The following is a 19580-nucleotide window of genomic DNA, read 5'->3' as shown; positions in this document are numbered from 1 at the left end:
TTGTGTCGTTAAATGTAGAAATATTGCATATTAAGATGTTTGTTGTAGAAAAGAAGGATAACAATGCCAGACCAAAAAATGGTTTGCACTTGTTTGCCATAGCAGAGTAATGTATTCATGCTAGAAGATAAAACAATCCTCATCACAGGAGCCACAAAAGGCATCGGCAAAGCGCTGGTGTCGAGGCTTGAAACACATAATACGGTTCGCTTTGCGTTAGTTGCTCGCTCAAGTGAACTCTTAGGTGAACTCAAAGCACACCTACAAAAGCAGGGACATGAATGTGAAGTCTTTGCCGGGGACGTTGCCGCAGAACCTTTTGTTGTCTCTACCGTTCAACACTGCCTTGAACGTTTCGGTTCCATTGATATTCTTGTGAACAATGCAGGCATAGGAAAATTTGGCGAAGTTGAACAGTATTCTCTTGGGGAATGGCAGCAGCTTTTTGATACTAATGTCACAGGTACCTTTTTGTTTTCGCGTGAGGTTGTGCCGCATATGAAGCGGCAAGGAAACGGACACATTGTGATGGTTGCATCCGATGTATCAAAACGGGTGTTTGACGGAGGAACTGCCTACTGTGCGACAAAATTCGCTCAAGATGCCTTCTCGATGGCTTTACGCAAAGAGGTTCGACGATTTGGCATTAAGGTAAGCACTATCTTTCCAGGTTTGGTTGACACATCATTCCATGCACAACCTCAGGGAGATTCCGCACATCAAGGATGGCTGAGCGCATACGACGTTGCTGATGCCATTATTTATACGCTCAGTGCACCGTCACATGTAGTCATTGATGAACTGATGCTTCATCCACTAATACAGGAGTATTAGATTGTGGTTGAAAAAACCCAGGACTTACGCACGAGTTACGAAAGAACAAGACTGTAGTTACGACTTACGTCGCAATGACGTAACTACGTTATTTTTGCGTAAGTCCTGAAACTCTTTGTTCACTTTTTCACTAAAATATATGCCGTAGCATATTCAGGTAGTTGCCTAGTATACTGCCCAAAATCTTGTCTACCTTGAAAAATACCTGCCAAAAAATCGAGTTGATGGAGATTAGGTAAAAATGCCCCACCTGTATCTGCAAGGACTCCTAGTTGTAGTTGTTTGCGTCCACCTTTAGGATACTCAAGAACAATCACTCTACCTAAACCAATATTTAAGACATCTCCTGCAAAAGTCACTCCTGGTTTGATAGAAATTTTTGCATCTATCTTATATCCATAACCTTTGATATCATCCACTTGTCTAAAATACCAATAGCGCTTTTGTGATGTAGCTGTGACTCCTCGAAGATAAGGCATTTCATTACTTCTATCTACATTAAAAAGCGCTTTAGAACCATCCGTAAAATTAAGAAGTATTGTTCCCTCCATCAGCGCTTCTTCAAAACCTTCTCGGGTTAAGTAAGCAAGAGGTTCCACTTTTCCATATTCTTTCCCACCTTGTTCATAAATACCTGATAACACATCCTGCTTTGTATATTTTGTATAGAACTTTTCAGATGTTGAGTTATCTTTTAAGCTATAAAGTGGTATGTTATATTTAGAAGTTTTTTTGTGAGAAGCTGAATGAGTAAAAACAGCATATTTTGTAATTCTTAATTGCTTTTTACTAGAGTTTGGAGAGTGATAAGCAGACCATTTAATAACACGAAAGTTAGTGTTAATAAAATTAGAATCTTGTAAACGAGTTGCTCGATTATTAGCAATATCTTCTTGCAAAACACTAATCATGAAGTCTAAGGTTTTAAGAATGTCTTCTACAGTCACTCCTTGAGTCGCAAGTACTCCCGTGCGTAGAACATTTTGGTCTTCGGAAGCGTAATTTTGATAATACTTTCTAGTGTTAACCAGAACTGTTAGTAAGTCTGATTGATTGAAATTAACTTTCGTTGTTGGTAACTTTCCAGAAGTGAACACCTGATTTCCGTGAACACTAAATTTATATTTTTTTAACTCGTCTATAACTTGATAATATGTTGATGTTGCTGCTGACTTTTGCTCAGAGGGACGAGTGTTTTGTTTCTCTAAATTCTGAGATGAGGTTTGTTGAACCAAAAGAGTCTTTTTTTGACTTGAGTCTAAGGGATTTTGCTGTTGAGGTGGGACAGAATTTTCCCACTGTTTGGTTTTTGACTGAGCAGACAGATTACTATTGGCTAAACCGATAAATAATGAGGTAGCAAAAGTGACTGTGAGTCCGAGTTTTTGATGAAATGGAATACTCATAAATTTGAGAATTAATGCAACTGGTCAATAATACACGACTGATGCAAACAAACGAAAAGTCAGGAAAAAGGGGTGTAAGGGGGTAAGGCTATAGGGGTGTAGGGGTATAGGGGTGTAGAAGAAATGCGGCGTTTCGTTGCTGAGGACTCGCAATCGAGTTTTGATGAACAAACTTTGTAGATCAAGTCATACTAAAGTTGAAAAAAATGCAAAATTTCTCAGAATTCTAGTCTCTGTAAGGCTTTTGAGCTTCGCGACCTTTACTTAACTATCAAATGAGGTAATTCTCCAAAATTCGTTATATGTAAAGAATTTGACGTTTTATGCTGAAAATTAGTCTAAAGTCCGGAGCACTAATTACGTCTAGTCTCAGGTTTTGGGAACACTTCCAACTGCATAAGTTAATTTCACTGGTATTTATATAATCATTAGGCAGTTTAGTGCCTAGATTCACTACAGCCCTTTCCCCCTGCCCGCGAGCGAGGGGGTTTTTTTATTTTGCCACACACAAAACAGATCCGGTGCCGATAAAATCAGAACGCTTGTGCAAAGGAGGTTCATGAAGAACTCAGAACACAGTAGTCAGAATATCCCCAGACATCTCCAGAAATTTGTTGTGCGTTGTCTACAACTTTTGTAGAGACGTTACACGTAACGTCTCTACATTATTTTCACCAGACGCCTAAACTGTAACCCAGCTTCTCACCACAATTCTGATATCGCTTGATAGTGACCCAGAGCTAATAAAGGAAAATATTGTTGATAGAGGTGATACTTCAGATAAAAATGACAAGGAAACCCTGTCCCTGTAAAATCTGCCTCGTACCAAGTCCCATCAGACTGCTGAGTTTCCAACAGGTAGTTAATTCCCTTCTCCATAGCAAGCTTTGCAAACTTGCTAGTTGCTTGACCTGCTGCTATTAAGCCTATTATTGCCCAAGCTGTTTGAGAAGCAGTACTGGGACCTTGTCCTTTGAGGGCTGGATCATTGTAACTGCGGCAAGTTTCGCCCCAGCCACCATCTGAGTTTTGACACCCAACTAACCAAGCAGCACCTCGTTCGATACTGACTTGCGTCTTTTCTGGCGCAATTAACGATAAAGCCGAAAGTACTCCACTGGTTCCATAAATGTAATTTACTCCCCAGCGACCAAACCAGCAACCCTCAGTTTCTTGCTCGCGTATGAGATAGCTAATTGCCCGTTCTTGGTTACGTGTGTCTATTGACAAATTGCCACTGCCTAACATTTCTAAAACTCTAGCGGTGACATCAGCGGTGTTTGGATCAATCATGGCTTTGAGATCACCATAGGGAACTAGGTTGAGCCACTCTTGATTATTGTCCAAATCAAATGCTGCCCAACCTCCGGGCTGACACTGCATAGATGCAGTCCAGTTGACAGCACGGGCGATCGCCGCTTGCTTCAATTTTTCATTCGGCAGTTTCACCTGATTCAAAGCCATGACAACAACAGCAGTGTCGTCTACATCTGGATAAAAGCGGTTGTCAAACTCAAACGCCCAAGCCCCCGGTTTTCCTTTTTTATTTTTAATCGCCCAATCACCGTAGTCTAGAATCTGCTTGCTTAACAACCATTCTCCAGCCTGAACGACAGCTGGATGATCTGGTGTTAAACCTGACTCTATTAAAGCTCGCATTGCCCACGCAGTATCCCATACTGGGGAAATACAAGGCTGCACTGTGTAGGTATCCGCAGTTTCAATGGCAAAATTGTCAACTGCTCGTAGTCCTCGCTCTACAATGGGGTCGGCTGGGTTATAATCCAGAGCGCGCAAAGCTAGCAGTGAATTCAGCATGGCAGGAATAATACCACCCCAATCGCCCGTTGCTTCTTGCCGTTCTAAAATCCAACGTTCTGCAGCTTGAATACCTTCTTCACGAAAAGGAACCAGATTTAGAGTTTCTGCTAACTTAAAAGTTTTATCAAGAGTAATAAATAAATCTGTCCAATCACCATTGCTGGGCAACTCGTATTTGACCTGCTCGAGACCTTCAGCATACAGTTCGTCCAGGGTGATAGCTGGATTAATTTTAAAAACAGGTTTACGGTCAATAACAATCAGCAGAGGAACAGTACTTGACCTTGCCCAGCTCGACATTTCGTAGATATTAAACACGAAATTATCGGGCAACAACATCACCCAAGGTGGCAAAGAAGGAATACCTTGCCAGCTGTAGCATCCAATCAGGGCTAGGTGTAACTTGGTAAAAATGCGAGTTTTACTGATACCACCACGTTCTAAAATAAACTTCCGCGCCTTCACCATTGCGGCATCTGTTTCTGGTACACCAAGCAACTTCAACGCCATGTATGCTTCAACCGAAGTGCTCAGTTCTCCTCCATCTCCGTAGAAAAGTTCCCATCCTCCGTGATCCCGTTGTTGAGAACGTAGGTATGCTTCAACTTTGTGTAATGGTCTTTCTCGGTCTGTTCCCCAAATTTTATGAAGGAGGACAACCTCAGCAGTGATGGTAACATTAGATTCTAGCTCCGCCCACCAGTATCCATCAGGATATTGAATGGAAAGAAGATAGTTCTGATTTTTGGCGATAGCATCCTTAACACGGGAAACTGTCTGTTTATCTTGAATTTGCATCCGTTTCCGTTACTCCTCAACCACATCTGCTTCTTGTTAGCTGTAACAAGAAAAATCTTTGCTTCTCTAATCGTGACATTGTAATGTGTTTTCTATGTGAAAAAAAGAAAACACAATGAGCGGTGAAATTGGACTATGGCTTTCTGTTCTATCTTTAGTAATTTGGGTGATTTTACTAGGTTTTTGGGGTCAATTTTGGCGCTGTGACCAACGATTAACAAGACAGGAAACAAATTTACAAAAGTTCCCTGCCATTTGTGCGGTAGTTCCTGCCAGAAATGAGGCTGAATTACTACCTGTTAGTTTGCGATCGCTTCTCACCCAAAACTATCCTGGTTCTTTCACTGTCGTTTTGGTAGACGATAACAGTACTGATGGAACAGCAAATATTGCCTCTAGTGTTGCCCAAGAATTAAACAGGACTCAGCAATTACACGTCCTTTCTGGACAACCTTTGCCTGCTGAATGGACGGGCAAATTATGGGCGTTACACCAAGGTATCGAATATGTAGAAACCCTGACACTGCCACCCGACTATATTCTTCTGACAGATGCCGATATTGAACATGATGCTCAAAATCTCCGTTCCTTGGTAACAAAGGCGCAACAAGAAAATTTAGAACTTGTTTCTCTCATGGTGCTGTTGAGGTGTGAAAGTTTTTGGGAAAAAGTTCTCATTCCAGCATTTGTCTTTTTCTTTCAAAAGCTTTACCCCTTTCCCTGGGTGAATGATTCTACAAAGCCAACAGCCGCCGCCGCCGGTGGTTGTATTTTAATTGCGAGTCAAGCTTTAACCCGGATTGGTGGTATTCAAGTCGTCCGTAATGCACTCATTGATGATTGTGCCTTAGGGCAAGCAGTAAAGTCTAGCCGTTTTACCAAACTTCCCCATGAGGCGATTGAGAAAGCACCAGAAGCAGAAGAAAATATTCCCTCCCTCACTCCTTCACTCCTTCCCTCCCTCTCCTCGTCTCACAAAATTTGGCTAGGATTAGACGACTTAACCCACAGCTTGCGATCTTACCCCTCGCTGTCAACAGTTTGGGACATGGTAGCCCGAACTGCCTTTACGCAGTTACATTATTCTTTAGGGCTGTTAATTTTAGCAGTCATCGGGATGATACTTGTTTACATAGTTCCACCTGTGAGTGCAATCTTCGGTTTGCTCACCGGAACTTGGCTTGTCGCGTGTGTTGGCTTATTAAGCTGGCTACTTATGAGTTGCGCTTACTTGCCTACCATCCGATTTTATAGGTGTTCACCCTGGTTTGCACTCTGTCTTCCAGGAATTGCGCTCCTATATACGCTTATGACTATAGACTCGGCTGTGCGTCATTGGCAAAAGCGAGGAGGAACTTGGAAAGGAAGAGTATATTCTAAAACTTAAGGTACTAGTTAGCCCAGTGAGTAATTAGTAGCACAACTAATGACCAATGACCAATGACTAATGACTAAATTCATTTTATGGCTTCAATTGCTCGTAAGAATTTACTGGAAGACATTCCTCGCTTTTTGGTGGCGCAGGCGGGAATTTTATTTGCTGTTAGCTTAGTTACGATTCAAACAGGTTTGCAATATGGATTTGCTCGTTCTTCTTCCCAATTAATTGATCAATCTCGTGCTGATATTTGGGTGTCTTCAAAAAATATGCAGCATTTAGGGCTAACTCTACCAATTCCTTATGAACGAGTTACCAAAGCGAGCAAAGTTAAAGGTGTTGCCAAAGCTGAAGCTGTGATTATTGATGGTGGACTTTGGCATGAACTTGCAACAGATAAGATTAATTCTATTACGCTGGTTGGTGCAGATCCACAAGGGATGTTATTTGATAGGTCAAATATTGTTGAAGGTCGTTTCAATGACTTTAAACAATCGTTCCGTTTTATGATTGACAAAACTAACCTGAATTCTATTGATCTCAAAAGGTTGGGTGAAGTAGGAGAAATTAATAACATTCCTGCAAAGTTAGTGGGTTTCACTCAAGGAACTCAATCAATTGTCTTCGGAACTTTAATGTTCACGTCTTTAGAGACTGCCAATACTTATAGAAATTACGGTACTCAGACAACAGCTTCTCCAAATAACGTCGGTTCCTCTGCGAAAAAACCAGTATCAAAAGACCAAATTAGCTTCGTTTTGGTGAAGGCAAAACGAGGTCAAAGCATTGCGAAACTGAAGCGGGATTTGGAACAGGCTTTGCCAGATACACGTGCTTACACTCGCCAAGAAATGTCTAAAATCACACAAGATTTTTGGCAGGTTCGCTCTGGAATTGGATTTATTCTCGGTCTTGGTGCGGTAGTAGGCGTTGTTGTTGGGGCAGTTGTAGTGAGTCAAATTCTCTATGCTTCTGTCACAGATCATATAAAAGAATTTGGCACCCTCAAAGCGATGGGGGCATCTGACTGGTTTATTTATAATGTGATTATTGAGCAAGCAATCTGGATGGCAATTTTAGGCTATCTACCAGGAATCGCTCTTTGTGTAGGAGTAGCAGCTTGGACATCAACAACACAGGGAATTGTCATTTTAATTACACCAGTATCAGCACTCGTTGTTTTCGGAATTACAGTCTTGATGTGCGTCGGTTCTGCTGTTTTTGCAATTCAAAAAGTTACACGCGTTGATCCAGCAATTGTCTTTAAAGGATAGTTTTATTGGTACTTATTAAGTTTACAAAAAATTAGTGTCAATTATGACAAAATCAAAAAAATAAGTTTAAAGTCTAGTCGAAATCACTCAACAAATATCAACTAATAATTAAAAACTATATATGACAAAAGAATTTGAGGAGATGGCTGATTATAAAAAGAAATTTGAGAAGTTTGCTCAGAGCAAATATCAAATCAATTTCACCACAAGAGGGGCAATAATTGCCAAAAACGTGGGAATGGTTATCAATTCTAAGCAGCAGCAGCTTCAAATTTTGAAAAAAGTTTACTGGGAGATCCAAAAAGGTGATATAGAAATTCTGATGGGACCTTCTGGTTCAGGGAAAACAACTTTGCTGTCTATTTTAGCGGGACTTTTGACTCCGACGGCTGGCAATGTTTATTTACTTGGGCAAGAAATTACGAGAATGTCTCGAACTCAACTAGCTAAGTTCCGAAGACAAAATATTGGCTTTATTTTTCAAGATTTTAACTTGTTTCCAGCACTAACGGCTATTGAGAATATAGAAACAGCCTTGAACGTTAAAGGGATTCGTGGAAGATCAGCACGCAAGGAAGCCCAAGCTTTGTTGGAACAAGTTGGACTGGCTGATAAAGCAAAGCTGCTTCCGCGTGATTTGTCGGGAGGACAAAAACAAAGAGTAGCGATCGCCCGTGCTTTAACTGGTTCTCCACAGATCATTATGGCGGATGAACCAACGGCTGCTTTAGACTCTCACAGCGGACATCTGGTTATGGAGTTATTGCGTGGACTAGCAAAAGAACAAGGTTGCACAGTACTCATTGTGACTCATGACCCCCGGATTTTAGATTTAGCTGACCGAGTAGCGCATATGGAAGATGGAGTACTGAAATAATAAACAAAAAATCGCTCTTGTCCTATCAAGAGCTATTAGAACATGCGTACTAATAAGATGTACCGTTGAATATTATATTTAGGTTGCTAATACACATCTTTCAGAGTTATTTATGCACAACCTCTTCCAAGTTTTAAAGAAATTTACAAATAAGCAAGAAGTACCAGTAGCCGAGAATTTGTATTCTGTCGTGGGGCAAGAATACTAAAGTTGTCTAATATGCGTGAATTTAAACTATATAACTGCAATTATGTCAATGCATAAATTTTACAATTGTGAGAGAATCCCACTTTTTTCACGCTTGTTTACCTGTGCAAGATAGAATAGAGCATAGTCTTGGTGTCACCTCTTATTCATAAAAATACAAAAACTTAATCTAAAAAAAACAAGTATGTATTAATGTATACATTATAAAAGAGTAAAAACTTGTATCAAATAAAAGTTAACAGCATCTAGCCATATGACTTCCCAGATTCGCTTTTTAATCTGTCCTCCTCACTACTACGATGTAGACTATGTGATTAACCCCTGGATGGAAGGGAACATTCACAAGTCATCGCAAGAGCGTGCCGTAGAACAGTGGGACAAACTGCATCACATCCTCAAAGAACACGCAATTGTTGACATAGTACCACCCCAAAAAGGCTGGCCTGATATGGTATTTACGGCAAATGCCGGTTTGGTACTAGGAAAAACAGTGGTACTGAGTCGCTTTTTACATAAAGAGCGTCAGGGTGAAGAGCCTTATTTTAACCAGTGGTTTGAAGAAAACGGTTACACTGTCCACGAATTGCCAAAAGACTTACCTTTTGAAGGTGCAGGAGACGCACTACTGGATCGGGAAGGACGCTGGCTTTGGGCTGGATACGGTTTCCGTACAGAATTAGATTCTCACCCTTACCTTGCAAAATGGCTGGATATTGAGGTGTTGTCGTTGCGACTGATTGATGAGCGTTTCTACCACCTAGATACTTGCTTCTGTCCGCTGGCTAATGGTTATCTGCTATACTATCCACCTGCGTTTGATTCCTACTCCAATCGCTTAATTGAAATGCGGGTATCGCAAGAAAAGCGGATAGCTATTACAGAAGCTGATGCGGTAAACTTTGCCTGCAATGCGGTGAATATCGAGAGCATTGTTGTGATGAATAAGGCGAGCGAACCACTGAAAGCACGCCTTGCAGAAGTTGGTTTTCGAGTTATTGAAACACCACTGACTGAATTTCTCAAAGCTGGTGGTGCGGCTAAATGCTTGACGCTACGAGTAACCGAACCGGTACGGGAAGAACTTCACGCCAATGTGTCGGTGGAGAGTCGCGTCTTTAACCTAGAAGGACACTTGCTTGACTCTGGCTTGATTAACCGCGCTTTGGATTTGATTGTCGATAACGGCGGTAGTTTCCAAGTGCTGAATTTTTCACTGGGAGAACAGCGGCAAAGTACATCAGCAGCTAAGGTAAAAGTATCAGCGCCTTCCCATGAGGTGATGGAAAGCATCATATCGCATCTGATTGATTTGGGTGCGGTGGACTTGCCTCAAGATGAGCGCGATGCCAAATTAGAGCCGGTTACCCAAGCAGGGGTAGCTCCTGATGATTTTTACGTTAGCACGATTTATCCCACCGAAGTGCGGATTAACGGTGAATGGGTGAAGGTAGAGAATCAGCGGATGGATGGGGCGATCGCCATCACTCGAACATCCAAACGCATAGTGGCACAGTGTAAACTACTACGCGACGTTGAAGTCGGCGAAGAAGTCGTTGTGGATGTGCTAGGTATTCGCACCGTCCGCAAAACAGAATCACGGGAAAGACGCAATGCAGAAGAATTCAGCTTCATGTCGTCGGGGGTTTCCAGCGAGAGACGCGTGGAACTCGTCGTTGAGCAAGTGGCTTGGGAATTACGTAAAATCAGGGATGGTGGTGGTAAAGTAGTTGTCACGGCGGGACCTGTGGTGATTCACACTGGAGGCGGTGAACATCTGGCGCAATTGATCAGAGAAGGTTACGTGCAGGCGTTACTGGGTGGAAATGCGATCGCCATCCACGACATTGAGCAAGCGATCATGGGAACTTCTCTCGGTGTGGATATGAAACGGGGTGTGGCTGTACGCGGTGGACACCGCCATCACTTAAAAGTCATTAATACCATTCGCCGTTATGGTAGCATTGCCAAAGCTGTTGAAGCTGGGATCATTGAGAGTGGTGTCATGTATGAATGCGTTAGTAATGGAGTTCCATTCAGTCTGGCTGGCTCGATTCGCGATGATGGTCCTTTGCCCGATACCGAGATGAATTTGATCAAAGCCCAAACCGAATACGCCCGACTGCTCAAAGGTGCAGATATGATTTTGATGCTGTCGAGTATGCTGCACTCAATAGGTGTGGGGAATATGACTCCGGCTGGTGTGAAGATGGTTTGTGTGGATATTAATCCAGCGGTGGTGACAAAGTTGAGTGACAGAGGTTCTATAGAATCAGTTGGTGTGGTGACAGATGTTGGGTTGTTCCTGAGTTTGTTGCTACAGCAATTGCAGAAGTTAACTAGTCCGTATACTGCTAAAGTAAGTTAAGAAAGTAGAAAGTAGGGTGGGTAGCAATGCTCCCCACCTTATAAAAACGAAAGAGAAAGAAATGTTGCCAGGATTAGTTTTTAAAAAAAGTTCTTCTACTCAGCATTTTCAAATTCGTTGGGTGAGTGCAATCGCTGATTTTTTATTGGCTGGGATGGTGGTAGGACCACTTGTAGCTCCATTTCTTGCTGCGTCTGGGTTGCCGATATTACCCGTAATTGCAAATATTATTTATTTTATGGGCGTTCATGTTTGTCCGCAGCCGGATATGGGCGTAGCATTGTCACCACCGTATATTATGGCTGTGTGTATGCGTTGTTACGGTACTGTGACAGGGTTGTTGATAACGCGTCTGTTATATGGAGTTACAGGTGGCAAAGGTTTTTACTGGTTAAGTCAGTATGGTTGGAGTGGTGCGGCGCTTGCTAGTGTGTTAATGATGGCTTATCCACTGGAATTGGCAGCAGAGGTTTTGGGTTGGTGGAATTTTCATAATTACGTTGTTACACCTTTTGGGTTGATCACTGGTTTGGCATGGGGTTTATTTACTATGCCAATATTGCACGAGTGGCGGCGAGTACCAATTCATGAGAAGTTTTGAGCCTCAGAGCAAGCGAATTTGTTCAAAATTCAAACAGTGAACACTGAATAGTTATCAGTTAACAGGTTACATACGGGGATTTTCAATCAGTGAACGGTGAACAGTAAAAACTGATATAGCAGTCATCAGGTAGATTAGGACACCAACTAATGAGAAAACACGGTCACCAAAAGACTTTCAAGTCTGTTAAGAGCGATGCACTGCGCCACCGTGAGCTTTGTCGTAAGCGCAAGCGCAGTCCGTTCGCGAAGCGTGTCCGGAGGACATAGGACTCAGAGTCGAAGTGTTCCCTGTTAAGCGTTCCCTGCTATAACTGATAAAAACTCGTAGGCGTGGTAAACGCTTACCACATTTACCACGCCTGCAAACGAATTGAATCACACAGTCAATCTACTGCTATATAAAACCTAGACAAGTCTAGACATTACTTCTTTCTTCATAGGGAGCATGGGAGCGGTTAGCCCTCGGAAAGCATTCACGCCAAAGCCCTGCGCGATACGCCACTTGCACTGTCCTTGGGAACCCCGGTAACGAACGCAGTGGCTCAAGTTTATGGCTCTTATCCAACCGTTCCAGCTGGGAAGGAAGTTGGGGAGATGATTTCCCAGGCATTACCACCAGTTTTGGGGAGTGCGCTCGCCTGTGCTAAGTTAGTACCATTCATCTGCCAAATAGCAGTTTCGTCAGTACCAGAGTTGCGCCAGAGAATGTCTACGTTACCATCGTTTGTAAAGTTTGCCAGCCCTGCGACTTGCCAACCAATATCTAGTTTGTTGAGCGCGATCGCTTGTTGTGGATTTGTACCATCCATCGGCAAAATAGCGTTGTCACCTGTGCGGTAGTTACGCCAGAGAATGTCAACCTTACCATCACCTGTAAAGTCTGCCTGACCGGCAATATCCCAAGAAGTATCTCCTGCATATGCACTCAGTGGTGTAGACTGTTTTAGACTAGTACCATCCAACTGCCAGATTGCATTCTCGCCTGTAGTCTTATTGCGCCAGAGAATTTCGTCTTTGCCGTCACCTGTAAAGTCTGCTAGACCTTTGATTTCCCAGGAAATATCTGCTGAAGTCAGCAAGGTAGATTTTTTTAGAGTGGTGCCATCCATTTCCCAGATGCCATTTTCACCTGTTTTTTTATTGCGCCACAAGAGATCTTGTTTACCATCACCAGTAAAGTCTGATACACCTTTAATTTCCCAATTAAGATCAGCAACTGGGGTACTTATGATTGCCTTTTCCAAGGTGCTGCCATTCATTTGCCAGAAACCAGTCTCACCAGTAGCATAGTTGCGCCACACGACGTCTGTTTTGCCATCCCCTGTAAAATCTGCCTGACCTTGGATTTTCCAGTCAGGATTTAGAGTTTTTGGAAGTGAGTACGCCTGTTTTAATGTGGTACCATCAAGTTCCCAAATAGCAGTCTCATCAGTTTTATAGTTCCGCCACAGAATGTCTGGTTTGCCGTCTCCAGTGAAATCAAATTTAGCGGGATTTTTCACATTAGCTGAAGCATTTCCAGTCACATTAACTGTGACGCTACCGGTCAGTTGTACAGTTGGATCGCCTGGTAAGCCACCATACTCTACGATATAACCCTGAGGTATGTACTCTCCAGTTTCCACGTTGTCGGAAAGGTCATTCCATTTACCTATTAGAGTTTGACCAATGGCGGAGTTACCAATAAGGTGGGCGTATTTTTCGCTGCCAAAAAGGTTGTTCGGTTCACCAGGTGCCCAGTTGCTATATTGACCATTAACTGGATTACCAGTTGCATCTCCAATCCAAAACGCTGTTCCAGTCTCTGGTCCTGTCACCCAACGCCAGTCTCCCTCAACGGCACCATCACTGCCTCCTGTCCAGCCGTTTCCTTGAAGTTTGCCTTGAATGAAGTTTTGTTCTTTGTCAGAGGTGATAGTTGCTAGGTAACCTTTGAGTCCCAAGTATTCACGACTAGCAGCTACAGACTGAGCTTCCGTCCAAGTAATTTTGGGAGCAGAGACAAACTCGTAGAAGTGGTTGTTGTCTGCACTTCCTAAGGTTGTTCCCAAACTAAATTCAATGCTACGCGGTGTTGTAGTGGGGGTCTGACTGTTATTACTGTAAGTAACTTGGCGTAGCGCATCCTGGTAAGCTTGGTTGGAAGCTGTACCAGTTATGCTTAGAATCCCTGTTGTTGTGTTGTAGTTCCAGTTCAGACCATTGATAGTGCCATTAGTACCGTTCTGTCCGTTAATCCCAAGCTGGTCTTGATCTTTGTTGAAGTTAGAGTTGATAATGACCGATACACCATTTAAATTGCCATTATCGGCGGGGTCAGAAATAGTTAAATTGGCGGCAACAATTTGGGGAGTAGCGGCAGCCGTATAGTTGGTTGTTCCAGAAACGTTTAAAGTCTGTACCATGGCTCATCCTTTGTTAAGAAAAAAGTATTTTGAGAAAGATGTGAGTGGAATACATAGTGATATAAACTACCTATGTTGTAGATGCTACTGATCTAGCAATTTGATTTGCTAAAATATTGTATAAACTAATACGAATGATAGTCAACTGACTTTACTATAAAATTAAATTACGTATGATCAATTACATCAAAAAAGAAGAAGACAATACCAAGTATAGTGTCACAAATGATTATTTTACCTACATTGTGGCTTCTTAATTCCAAAAATCATTTAAATAATAACTGAAACTTTGGTATAAGAAAACTTTAAGAACTAAGAGCATGCACGTCTACCTTGCATATTTTATGACACAACGTATGATTTGTATAAATTACAAATCACATAATAGCCACACAACATTGTTGTGTGTTCTATCTAATTGAATACTACTCTCAGACTGTCATCAGTATTAAATCATAAATAACCAATAACAACCCTGTTATTGAACGTTCTACATACAGCAATTTGCTAGTAAGTAAAGTACACCCCTGCCTAACCCTCACGCGCGATAGGGCGGATGGGGTATTTTTGTACCTCACGAACTTTAAATCTGCTGTATTTAGCCGAAGCATCACCGGACACTACGAAACCACTCAGTAATTCCATCACTTATGACTTTTGCCAACTTCTTTTGTTCCTGAACATTCGTCACCCACTCAAATTCATTAGGATTACTCATAAAACCCAATTCCAGCAAAACTGAAGGTGCACTTGCTGGACGTGTCAGTGCTAAATTATCCCAAAAGACCCCATAGGATGGTCGTCCTAATTTGCTAACAATATACTTTTGCATAAAGACTGCAAAGCTGTGAGCTTGGGGATGATACCAAAAGACTCCCATTCCCTTAATTTTTTCAGCATCACCTTCATCGGGTAGGGAGTTGTAATGTATAGAAATGGCGATCGCTGGTTCTTCTTTATCGATCATTGCCACACGATCGCTTAGCGATACTTCCTTATCATCTTGCCGTGTCATCACCACTTTCGCCCCTCGCTTCACCAACTCATCGCGCACTAACTTAGAAACCACCAGATTCACATCTTTTTCCAAATAACCTGTTGGTCCCGATGCACCAGATTCTTTTCCTCCATGTCCTGGGTCGAGTAGAATCTTGATTCCAGATAACGGCTTTTGTATGGCGAACATCCCGCGTCTTTCCCTAGTATTAGCAGAGGAGATGAAAGGAGAGTGACGTAAAGATAGCACCAGACTTGTGTTATCGTACCTCAGCTTATACCCCCACTGTTGAGCTTTTTTGAGGTTAAATGTGTACTGTACTCCTGGCTGTCCGCCTGGGACAGTGGGTGGTAATTGTTGCCAATCTAAGCGAGAGATCAAAGGATCATCATCTAAGCGGATTATATCTGTCTGAGCAGTAGTGTTATGAAGAGTGAGAGTAAAAGTTTGGTCATCTTGCTGCACACTCACTGGAACAGGAACTTGCAGTGGGAAAACCATTTCTGTCACACTAGGAAGTCTACGATAGCCAACACTGCGGATGATACTGTGTGGAGGAATTGCTCCTTGTAAAGGACGAGTTTCCTTACCATTGATCCAAGCACCATAGTCCAAACGCAACCACTCACCTTCACGTCCTGTAACTGCTGCTCGTGTGCCTTTGGGTAGAGGTGTTAGTCTAGAATAATCTGTACTCGGACCAGTGCGCGCAACTCCAGAATCTGCTATAATCTCCACCACTTCCAACTGTGCAGGTGAGAGGATGCTGATTTTTCCAGTTCCTAGTTGAGTTATTGTTTTACCATTCAGGGTGAGTTGGAATTCTGGTTTACCCAAATCTATATTTTTGGTCTGGTTCTCGGCAATAGCAGCAGAGACAATGTTGTTGGTATACAGTGAAGGATTAAACTGAGGAACTGTCGCACAACCCTGATACTTGCCCGCGTTAGACTGGGTTGAGGGTTGGTTTTGCCCTGTTAAGGCGGCAGAATTTGCTGGTAGTTGTGCTTGTTGAGGTTGCGGTAAAAGGGAAATAGTTTGATTTCCCAATTTTACAGAAACAGTCGTCGCATTCGGTGCGGCGAGACTCCCAGAGGGAGTCGCCCAAGGGGCGATAGCACTAAAACAAATTTGTTCTCCTGGAAGTTTGGCTATATCCACCGCTGGTGTGAGAGAATTTTTGGCAAAGCCTAACCCCTGTGGGACTTCCGGTTGAGTAGAAACTCTTGTCACCCGAATCTGGATTTGTTGATTTTGGTAGCGGACAGTAAAAAGATTTTCTCCCAACTGTAAGGGGAAACTTGGGGCAAAATGACCAGACTTACTACGAGTTACTGGCTGATCATTGATCAGAACCTCTCCACTTGCTGGTGCTGTCCCAAGAAAGAAAATTTTCTGTGCAGAAGTCTGGTAGTTTGTTTTCGGAAAAACAACCTTCAGGGATTGTTCTTGAGCCAAAGCGATAGAGGGGGTGACTATAGAGCTTAATAAGATTAATCCTAAAAGTGATCTCACGTCAAAATAAAAGAATAATTGATAACAAGAGCGGAGTTAAGCACCTCCCCCTAAAAGTATGGGGGTTGAATTCAAAAATAAATTTAAAATTATAAATTTATAATTTTAAATTTATAATTTTGAATTTTGAATTCTCGAAGGGGGTGACTGTGGCACAATGGCGAGGTGTGTTTCTAGAAGTTGCGCAAAATTAAAGATAGTATGACTAAGTTTGTATTTGTAACTGGTGGTGTTGTTTCTAGTATTGGTAAGGGAATTGTAGCAGCAAGTCTGGGGCGATTGCTCAAGTCAAGAAATTATTCGGTCTCAATTCTCAAACTCGACCCCTATATTAATGTTGATCCAGGAACCATGAGTCCTTTTCAGCATGGGGAAGTATTTGTGACTCAAGATGGTGCTGAGACAGATTTAGATTTGGGACATTACGAACGTTTTACTGATACCTCTATGTCCCGGTTGAATAGTGTGACGACTGGTTCAATTTATCAAGCCGTCATTAATAAGGAGCGTCGTGGTGATTATAATGGCGGCACAGTCCAAGTTATTCCCCACATTACAAATGAAATAAAAGAACGGATTATTAGGGTTGCTAAAGATACAAATCCAGATGTTGTTATTACAGAAATTGGTGGGACAGTAGGAGATATTGAATCACTACCATTTATGGAAGCAATTCGTCAATTCCGAAAAGATGTAGGACGGCAAAATGTCGTGTATATGCATGTCACTTTGATACCGTGGATTGCCTCAGCGGGTGAGATGAAAACTAAGCCAACACAGCACTCGGTGAAAGAACTCAGATCAATTGGTATTCAACCGGATATTTTAATTTGTCGGTGCGATCGCCCACTGCCAACATCGTTAAAAAACAAATTATCTGAATTTTGCGATGTACCAGTAGAATGCGTGATCCCATCTCAAGATGCTAAGAGTATCTATGAAGTTCCCCTGAATTTAGAACGAGAAGGACTAGCACAGCAAACACTAGAATTGCTGAACATGGAACAACACCAACCTCATTTGGTGCAGTGGCAAACATTAGTAGAAAAATTATACAGTCCCAGCCATCGAGTGGAAATTGCGATTGTCGGTAAGTACGTGCAGCTAAGTGATGCCTATCTTTCGGTTGTGGAAGCGCTACGTCACGCAGCAATTGCAATGAGTAGTGAACTGCACCTGCGTTGGGTGAATTCAGAACAATTGGAAACTGAAGCAGCCGAAACCTATCTCGAAGGTGTGGATGGAATAGTAGTCCCAGGAGGTTTTGGCGTCCGGGGGGTAGATGGCAAAATTGCTGCAATTAGATACGCTCGAAGACGCGAAATCCCATTCTTAGGTTTGTGCTTAGGAATGCAATGCTCAATCATAGAATGGGGACGAGACGTAGCCGGATTACAAGATGCTAACAGCGCCGAATTTGACCCACATACACAAAACCCAGTCATTAATTTATTGCCAGAACAACAGGATGTAATGGATTTGGGTGGAACAATGCGCTTAGGTTTATATCCTTGTCGCTTACTTCCTAACTCTTTGGCTTTCAAACTTTACCAAGAAGAAGTTATTTATGAACGCCATCGACATCGCTACGAGTTTAATAACTCTTACCGCAACGTCTTTATAGACTCTGGTTATCTTATTAGTGGGACTTCTCCCGACGGACGCCTAGTAGAAATTATCGAAATTCCTAATCACCCGTTTTTTATAGCTTGCCAATTTCATCCAGAATTTCAATCATCTCCCAGTGCACCTCATCCTTTATTTAAAGGTTTGATCGAAGCGACAATTGCTCGTTATTACCCTTCTTCTGAGGTACATACACCACTGGAAGTTTTTTAAAGAGTCATTATAGCAAGTCTATTTGATTTGCGTGAAAGTGCTTGCGCTTTGTGTATAAGTGGCACATGCTCAGATTCCCGACTTCTTTTAGAACTCGGGAATTTTCTTGTTCACCAATGATTTAGGATTGCTATACCTCGATTGCTAAGTAGGTAGGCGTAATTAAATGTAAAACGATCATTGCGAGTGAAACGTATTCACGATCAAGCCTGATACAAATGATTGGTCTTTTATTCTTTCCCTCTGCTCGCTGCTGTCTATTTGTATCAACCTTAAAGTGAAACGCTATTAGTGGTGCGGTGTCCACTGATTTATAAACAAGAATAAGGCACAAGAAAACCCACCTGTGTAAACTATAACTATCATGAATATAGCGTGGACAGTAGTTCTAAACTCGTGGTATCGAATCGCCTGTGTAATAAGTAATTCAACTTCGGTTTGTGTTATGGCTTTATCGTTGTTAGGCAGCACTAAGTCTGTGACGCTAGCCATACTCTGAGGCATGTCAACTGACTGGGGACTGCCTTTTTTAGAGGTGGATAGTGTTGTAGCTGGTACTGAGAACGGTGACACAAGCATAAGCGGCGAAATCTTGCGATGAAGCATGGAAATTAGACTCTCTAGTAGTTGAGTGCGTGAAGTACCCCATCTTACCTATGCCTGACGGCACGCTGCGCGAACGGTTGAAGATGGGGCTTCCCCCTAAATCCAACTAGCATAAGGACGGTCTTATTCGTCTTTTGGGCTTCCCGCTTCATCCGTCGTCGCCACGTTAGGTATCTGAGGAGTAAGCGGATTGTTGTAGGAGTTAGCGACACGAGCGCTGGGTGATGGAACCGGAAGAGATGGAAGCGGAGGAATCTGAGCATCAGCTGTTTGAACTAATACGGGGATCCCTGACAGAAGTAAACACATCGAGATAATCTGGCGATGAAACATGAAATCCCCCTGTTTGTATGATTTTTTACTTTTTGTATTCTTTATGTTGTTACGCACAAGCTAAGCGTAATTCACACTTCCTCCGTAGGAAGCATGCTCAAATTTACTCAAATTCAAACTTAGAATTTTGAATGTTGAATTACCCCGTTATCGCATAGTGTGAGCGAAGAATATAGGATTTAGGGAGTTGATTGTGCTGAAATTCCGCTATGTTTATACACTAGAAAATTGTCAATGCCAAGTGACGCAGGATAACAGATGCCTCACCTTCCATGAATTGAGCTTTTTGCGGGTTAAATGATGCATAATATTTTTCCAGTAT

At 42.3% G+C, this 19580-nt stretch carries 13 protein-coding genes; 7 read left to right on the top strand and 6 right to left on the bottom strand.

Translation table 11 applies throughout. The annotated features are described in order from the left end of the window. The first annotated feature begins 117 nt into the window (after positions 1-117). Positions 118-834 carry an SDR family oxidoreductase gene (locus DP114_RS15100; RefSeq protein WP_169262880.1) on the top strand — a complete coding sequence of 239 codons (717 nt, stop codon included), beginning with the start codon at positions 118-120 and terminating at the stop codon, positions 832-834. 119 nt (positions 835-953) lie between these two features. Here the strand turns inward: DP114_RS15100 and DP114_RS15095 are convergent, their stop codons facing one another. Together DP114_RS15095 and shc are read right to left on the bottom strand one after the other, a co-directional pair. Continuing rightward, positions 954-2240, bottom strand: a complete 1287-nt coding sequence (locus DP114_RS15095; RefSeq protein WP_171976471.1) for a hypothetical protein — start codon at positions 2238-2240, stop codon at positions 954-956. 702 nt (positions 2241-2942) lie between these two features. Beyond that, on the bottom strand, positions 2943-4859 hold the full coding sequence (shc, locus tag DP114_RS15090) for a squalene--hopene cyclase (RefSeq protein ID WP_171976470.1): 1917 nt from the start codon (positions 4857-4859) through the stop codon (positions 2943-2945). Positions 4860-4974: 115 nt separating this feature from the next. Between shc and DP114_RS15085 the strand changes: the two genes are divergently transcribed. From DP114_RS15085 to DP114_RS15065, 5 genes are all read left to right on the top strand, one after another. Beyond that, complete coding sequence (locus DP114_RS15085; protein WP_169262883.1) at positions 4975-6246, top strand: glycosyltransferase; 1272 nt, start codon at positions 4975-4977, stop codon at positions 6244-6246. A gap of 77 nt (positions 6247-6323) precedes the next feature. Then, complete coding sequence (locus DP114_RS15080; RefSeq protein ID WP_171976469.1) at positions 6324-7511, top strand: FtsX-like permease family protein; 1188 nt, start codon at positions 6324-6326, stop codon at positions 7509-7511. Positions 7512-7632: 121 nt separating this feature from the next. Further along, positions 7633-8388 carry an ABC transporter ATP-binding protein gene (locus tag DP114_RS15075; RefSeq protein WP_171976468.1) on the top strand — a complete coding sequence of 252 codons (756 nt, stop codon included), beginning with the start codon at positions 7633-7635 and terminating at the stop codon, positions 8386-8388. Positions 8389-8848: 460 nt separating this feature from the next. Continuing rightward, on the top strand, positions 8849-10960 hold the full coding sequence (gene argZ / locus DP114_RS15070) for a bifunctional arginine dihydrolase/ornithine cyclodeaminase (RefSeq protein ID WP_171976467.1): 2112 nt from the start codon (positions 8849-8851) through the stop codon (positions 10958-10960). A 61-nt stretch (positions 10961-11021) separates the two neighbouring features. Then, positions 11022-11561 carry a DUF2085 domain-containing protein gene (locus tag DP114_RS15065; RefSeq protein WP_169262887.1) on the top strand — a complete coding sequence of 180 codons (540 nt, stop codon included), beginning with the start codon at positions 11022-11024 and terminating at the stop codon, positions 11559-11561. Positions 11562-12120: 559 nt separating this feature from the next. On the opposite strand, the gene DP114_RS15060 is transcribed toward DP114_RS15065, so the two are convergent. Next, on the bottom strand, positions 12121-13968 hold the full coding sequence (locus tag DP114_RS15060; RefSeq protein WP_169262888.1) for an FG-GAP-like repeat-containing protein: 1848 nt from the start codon (positions 13966-13968) through the stop codon (positions 12121-12123). A gap of 610 nt (positions 13969-14578) precedes the next feature. Next, positions 14579-16480 (bottom strand): N-acetylmuramoyl-L-alanine amidase, encoded by a 1902-nt coding sequence (locus DP114_RS15055; protein WP_171976466.1) that lies wholly within the window; start codon positions 16478-16480, stop codon positions 14579-14581. Positions 16481-16681: 201 nt separating this feature from the next. On the opposite strand from DP114_RS15055, the gene DP114_RS15050 reads away from it, so the two are divergent. Continuing rightward, complete coding sequence (locus DP114_RS15050; protein WP_169262890.1) at positions 16682-18319, top strand: CTP synthase; 1638 nt, start codon at positions 16682-16684, stop codon at positions 18317-18319. A gap of 288 nt (positions 18320-18607) precedes the next feature. On the opposite strand, the gene DP114_RS15045 is transcribed toward DP114_RS15050, so the two are convergent. Both DP114_RS15045 and DP114_RS15040 read right to left on the bottom strand, forming a co-directional pair. Next, positions 18608-18925, bottom strand: coding sequence for a hypothetical protein (locus tag DP114_RS15045; RefSeq protein ID WP_171976465.1), 318 nt, complete (start codon positions 18923-18925; stop codon positions 18608-18610). Positions 18926-19048: 123 nt separating this feature from the next. Further along, positions 19049-19258, bottom strand: coding sequence for a hypothetical protein (locus DP114_RS15040; protein ID WP_169262892.1), 210 nt, complete (start codon positions 19256-19258; stop codon positions 19049-19051). Between the last annotated feature and the right edge of the window lie 322 nt (positions 19259-19580).

Origin of the sequence: Brasilonema sennae CENA114, assembly GCF_006968745.1 — a bacterium.
Classification (GTDB): Bacteria; Cyanobacteriota; Cyanobacteriia; order Cyanobacteriales; family Nostocaceae; genus Brasilonema; species Brasilonema sennae.
The sequence above is the reverse complement of the archived record's forward strand: the minus strand, read 5'-3'. Positions and strand labels throughout refer to the sequence as shown.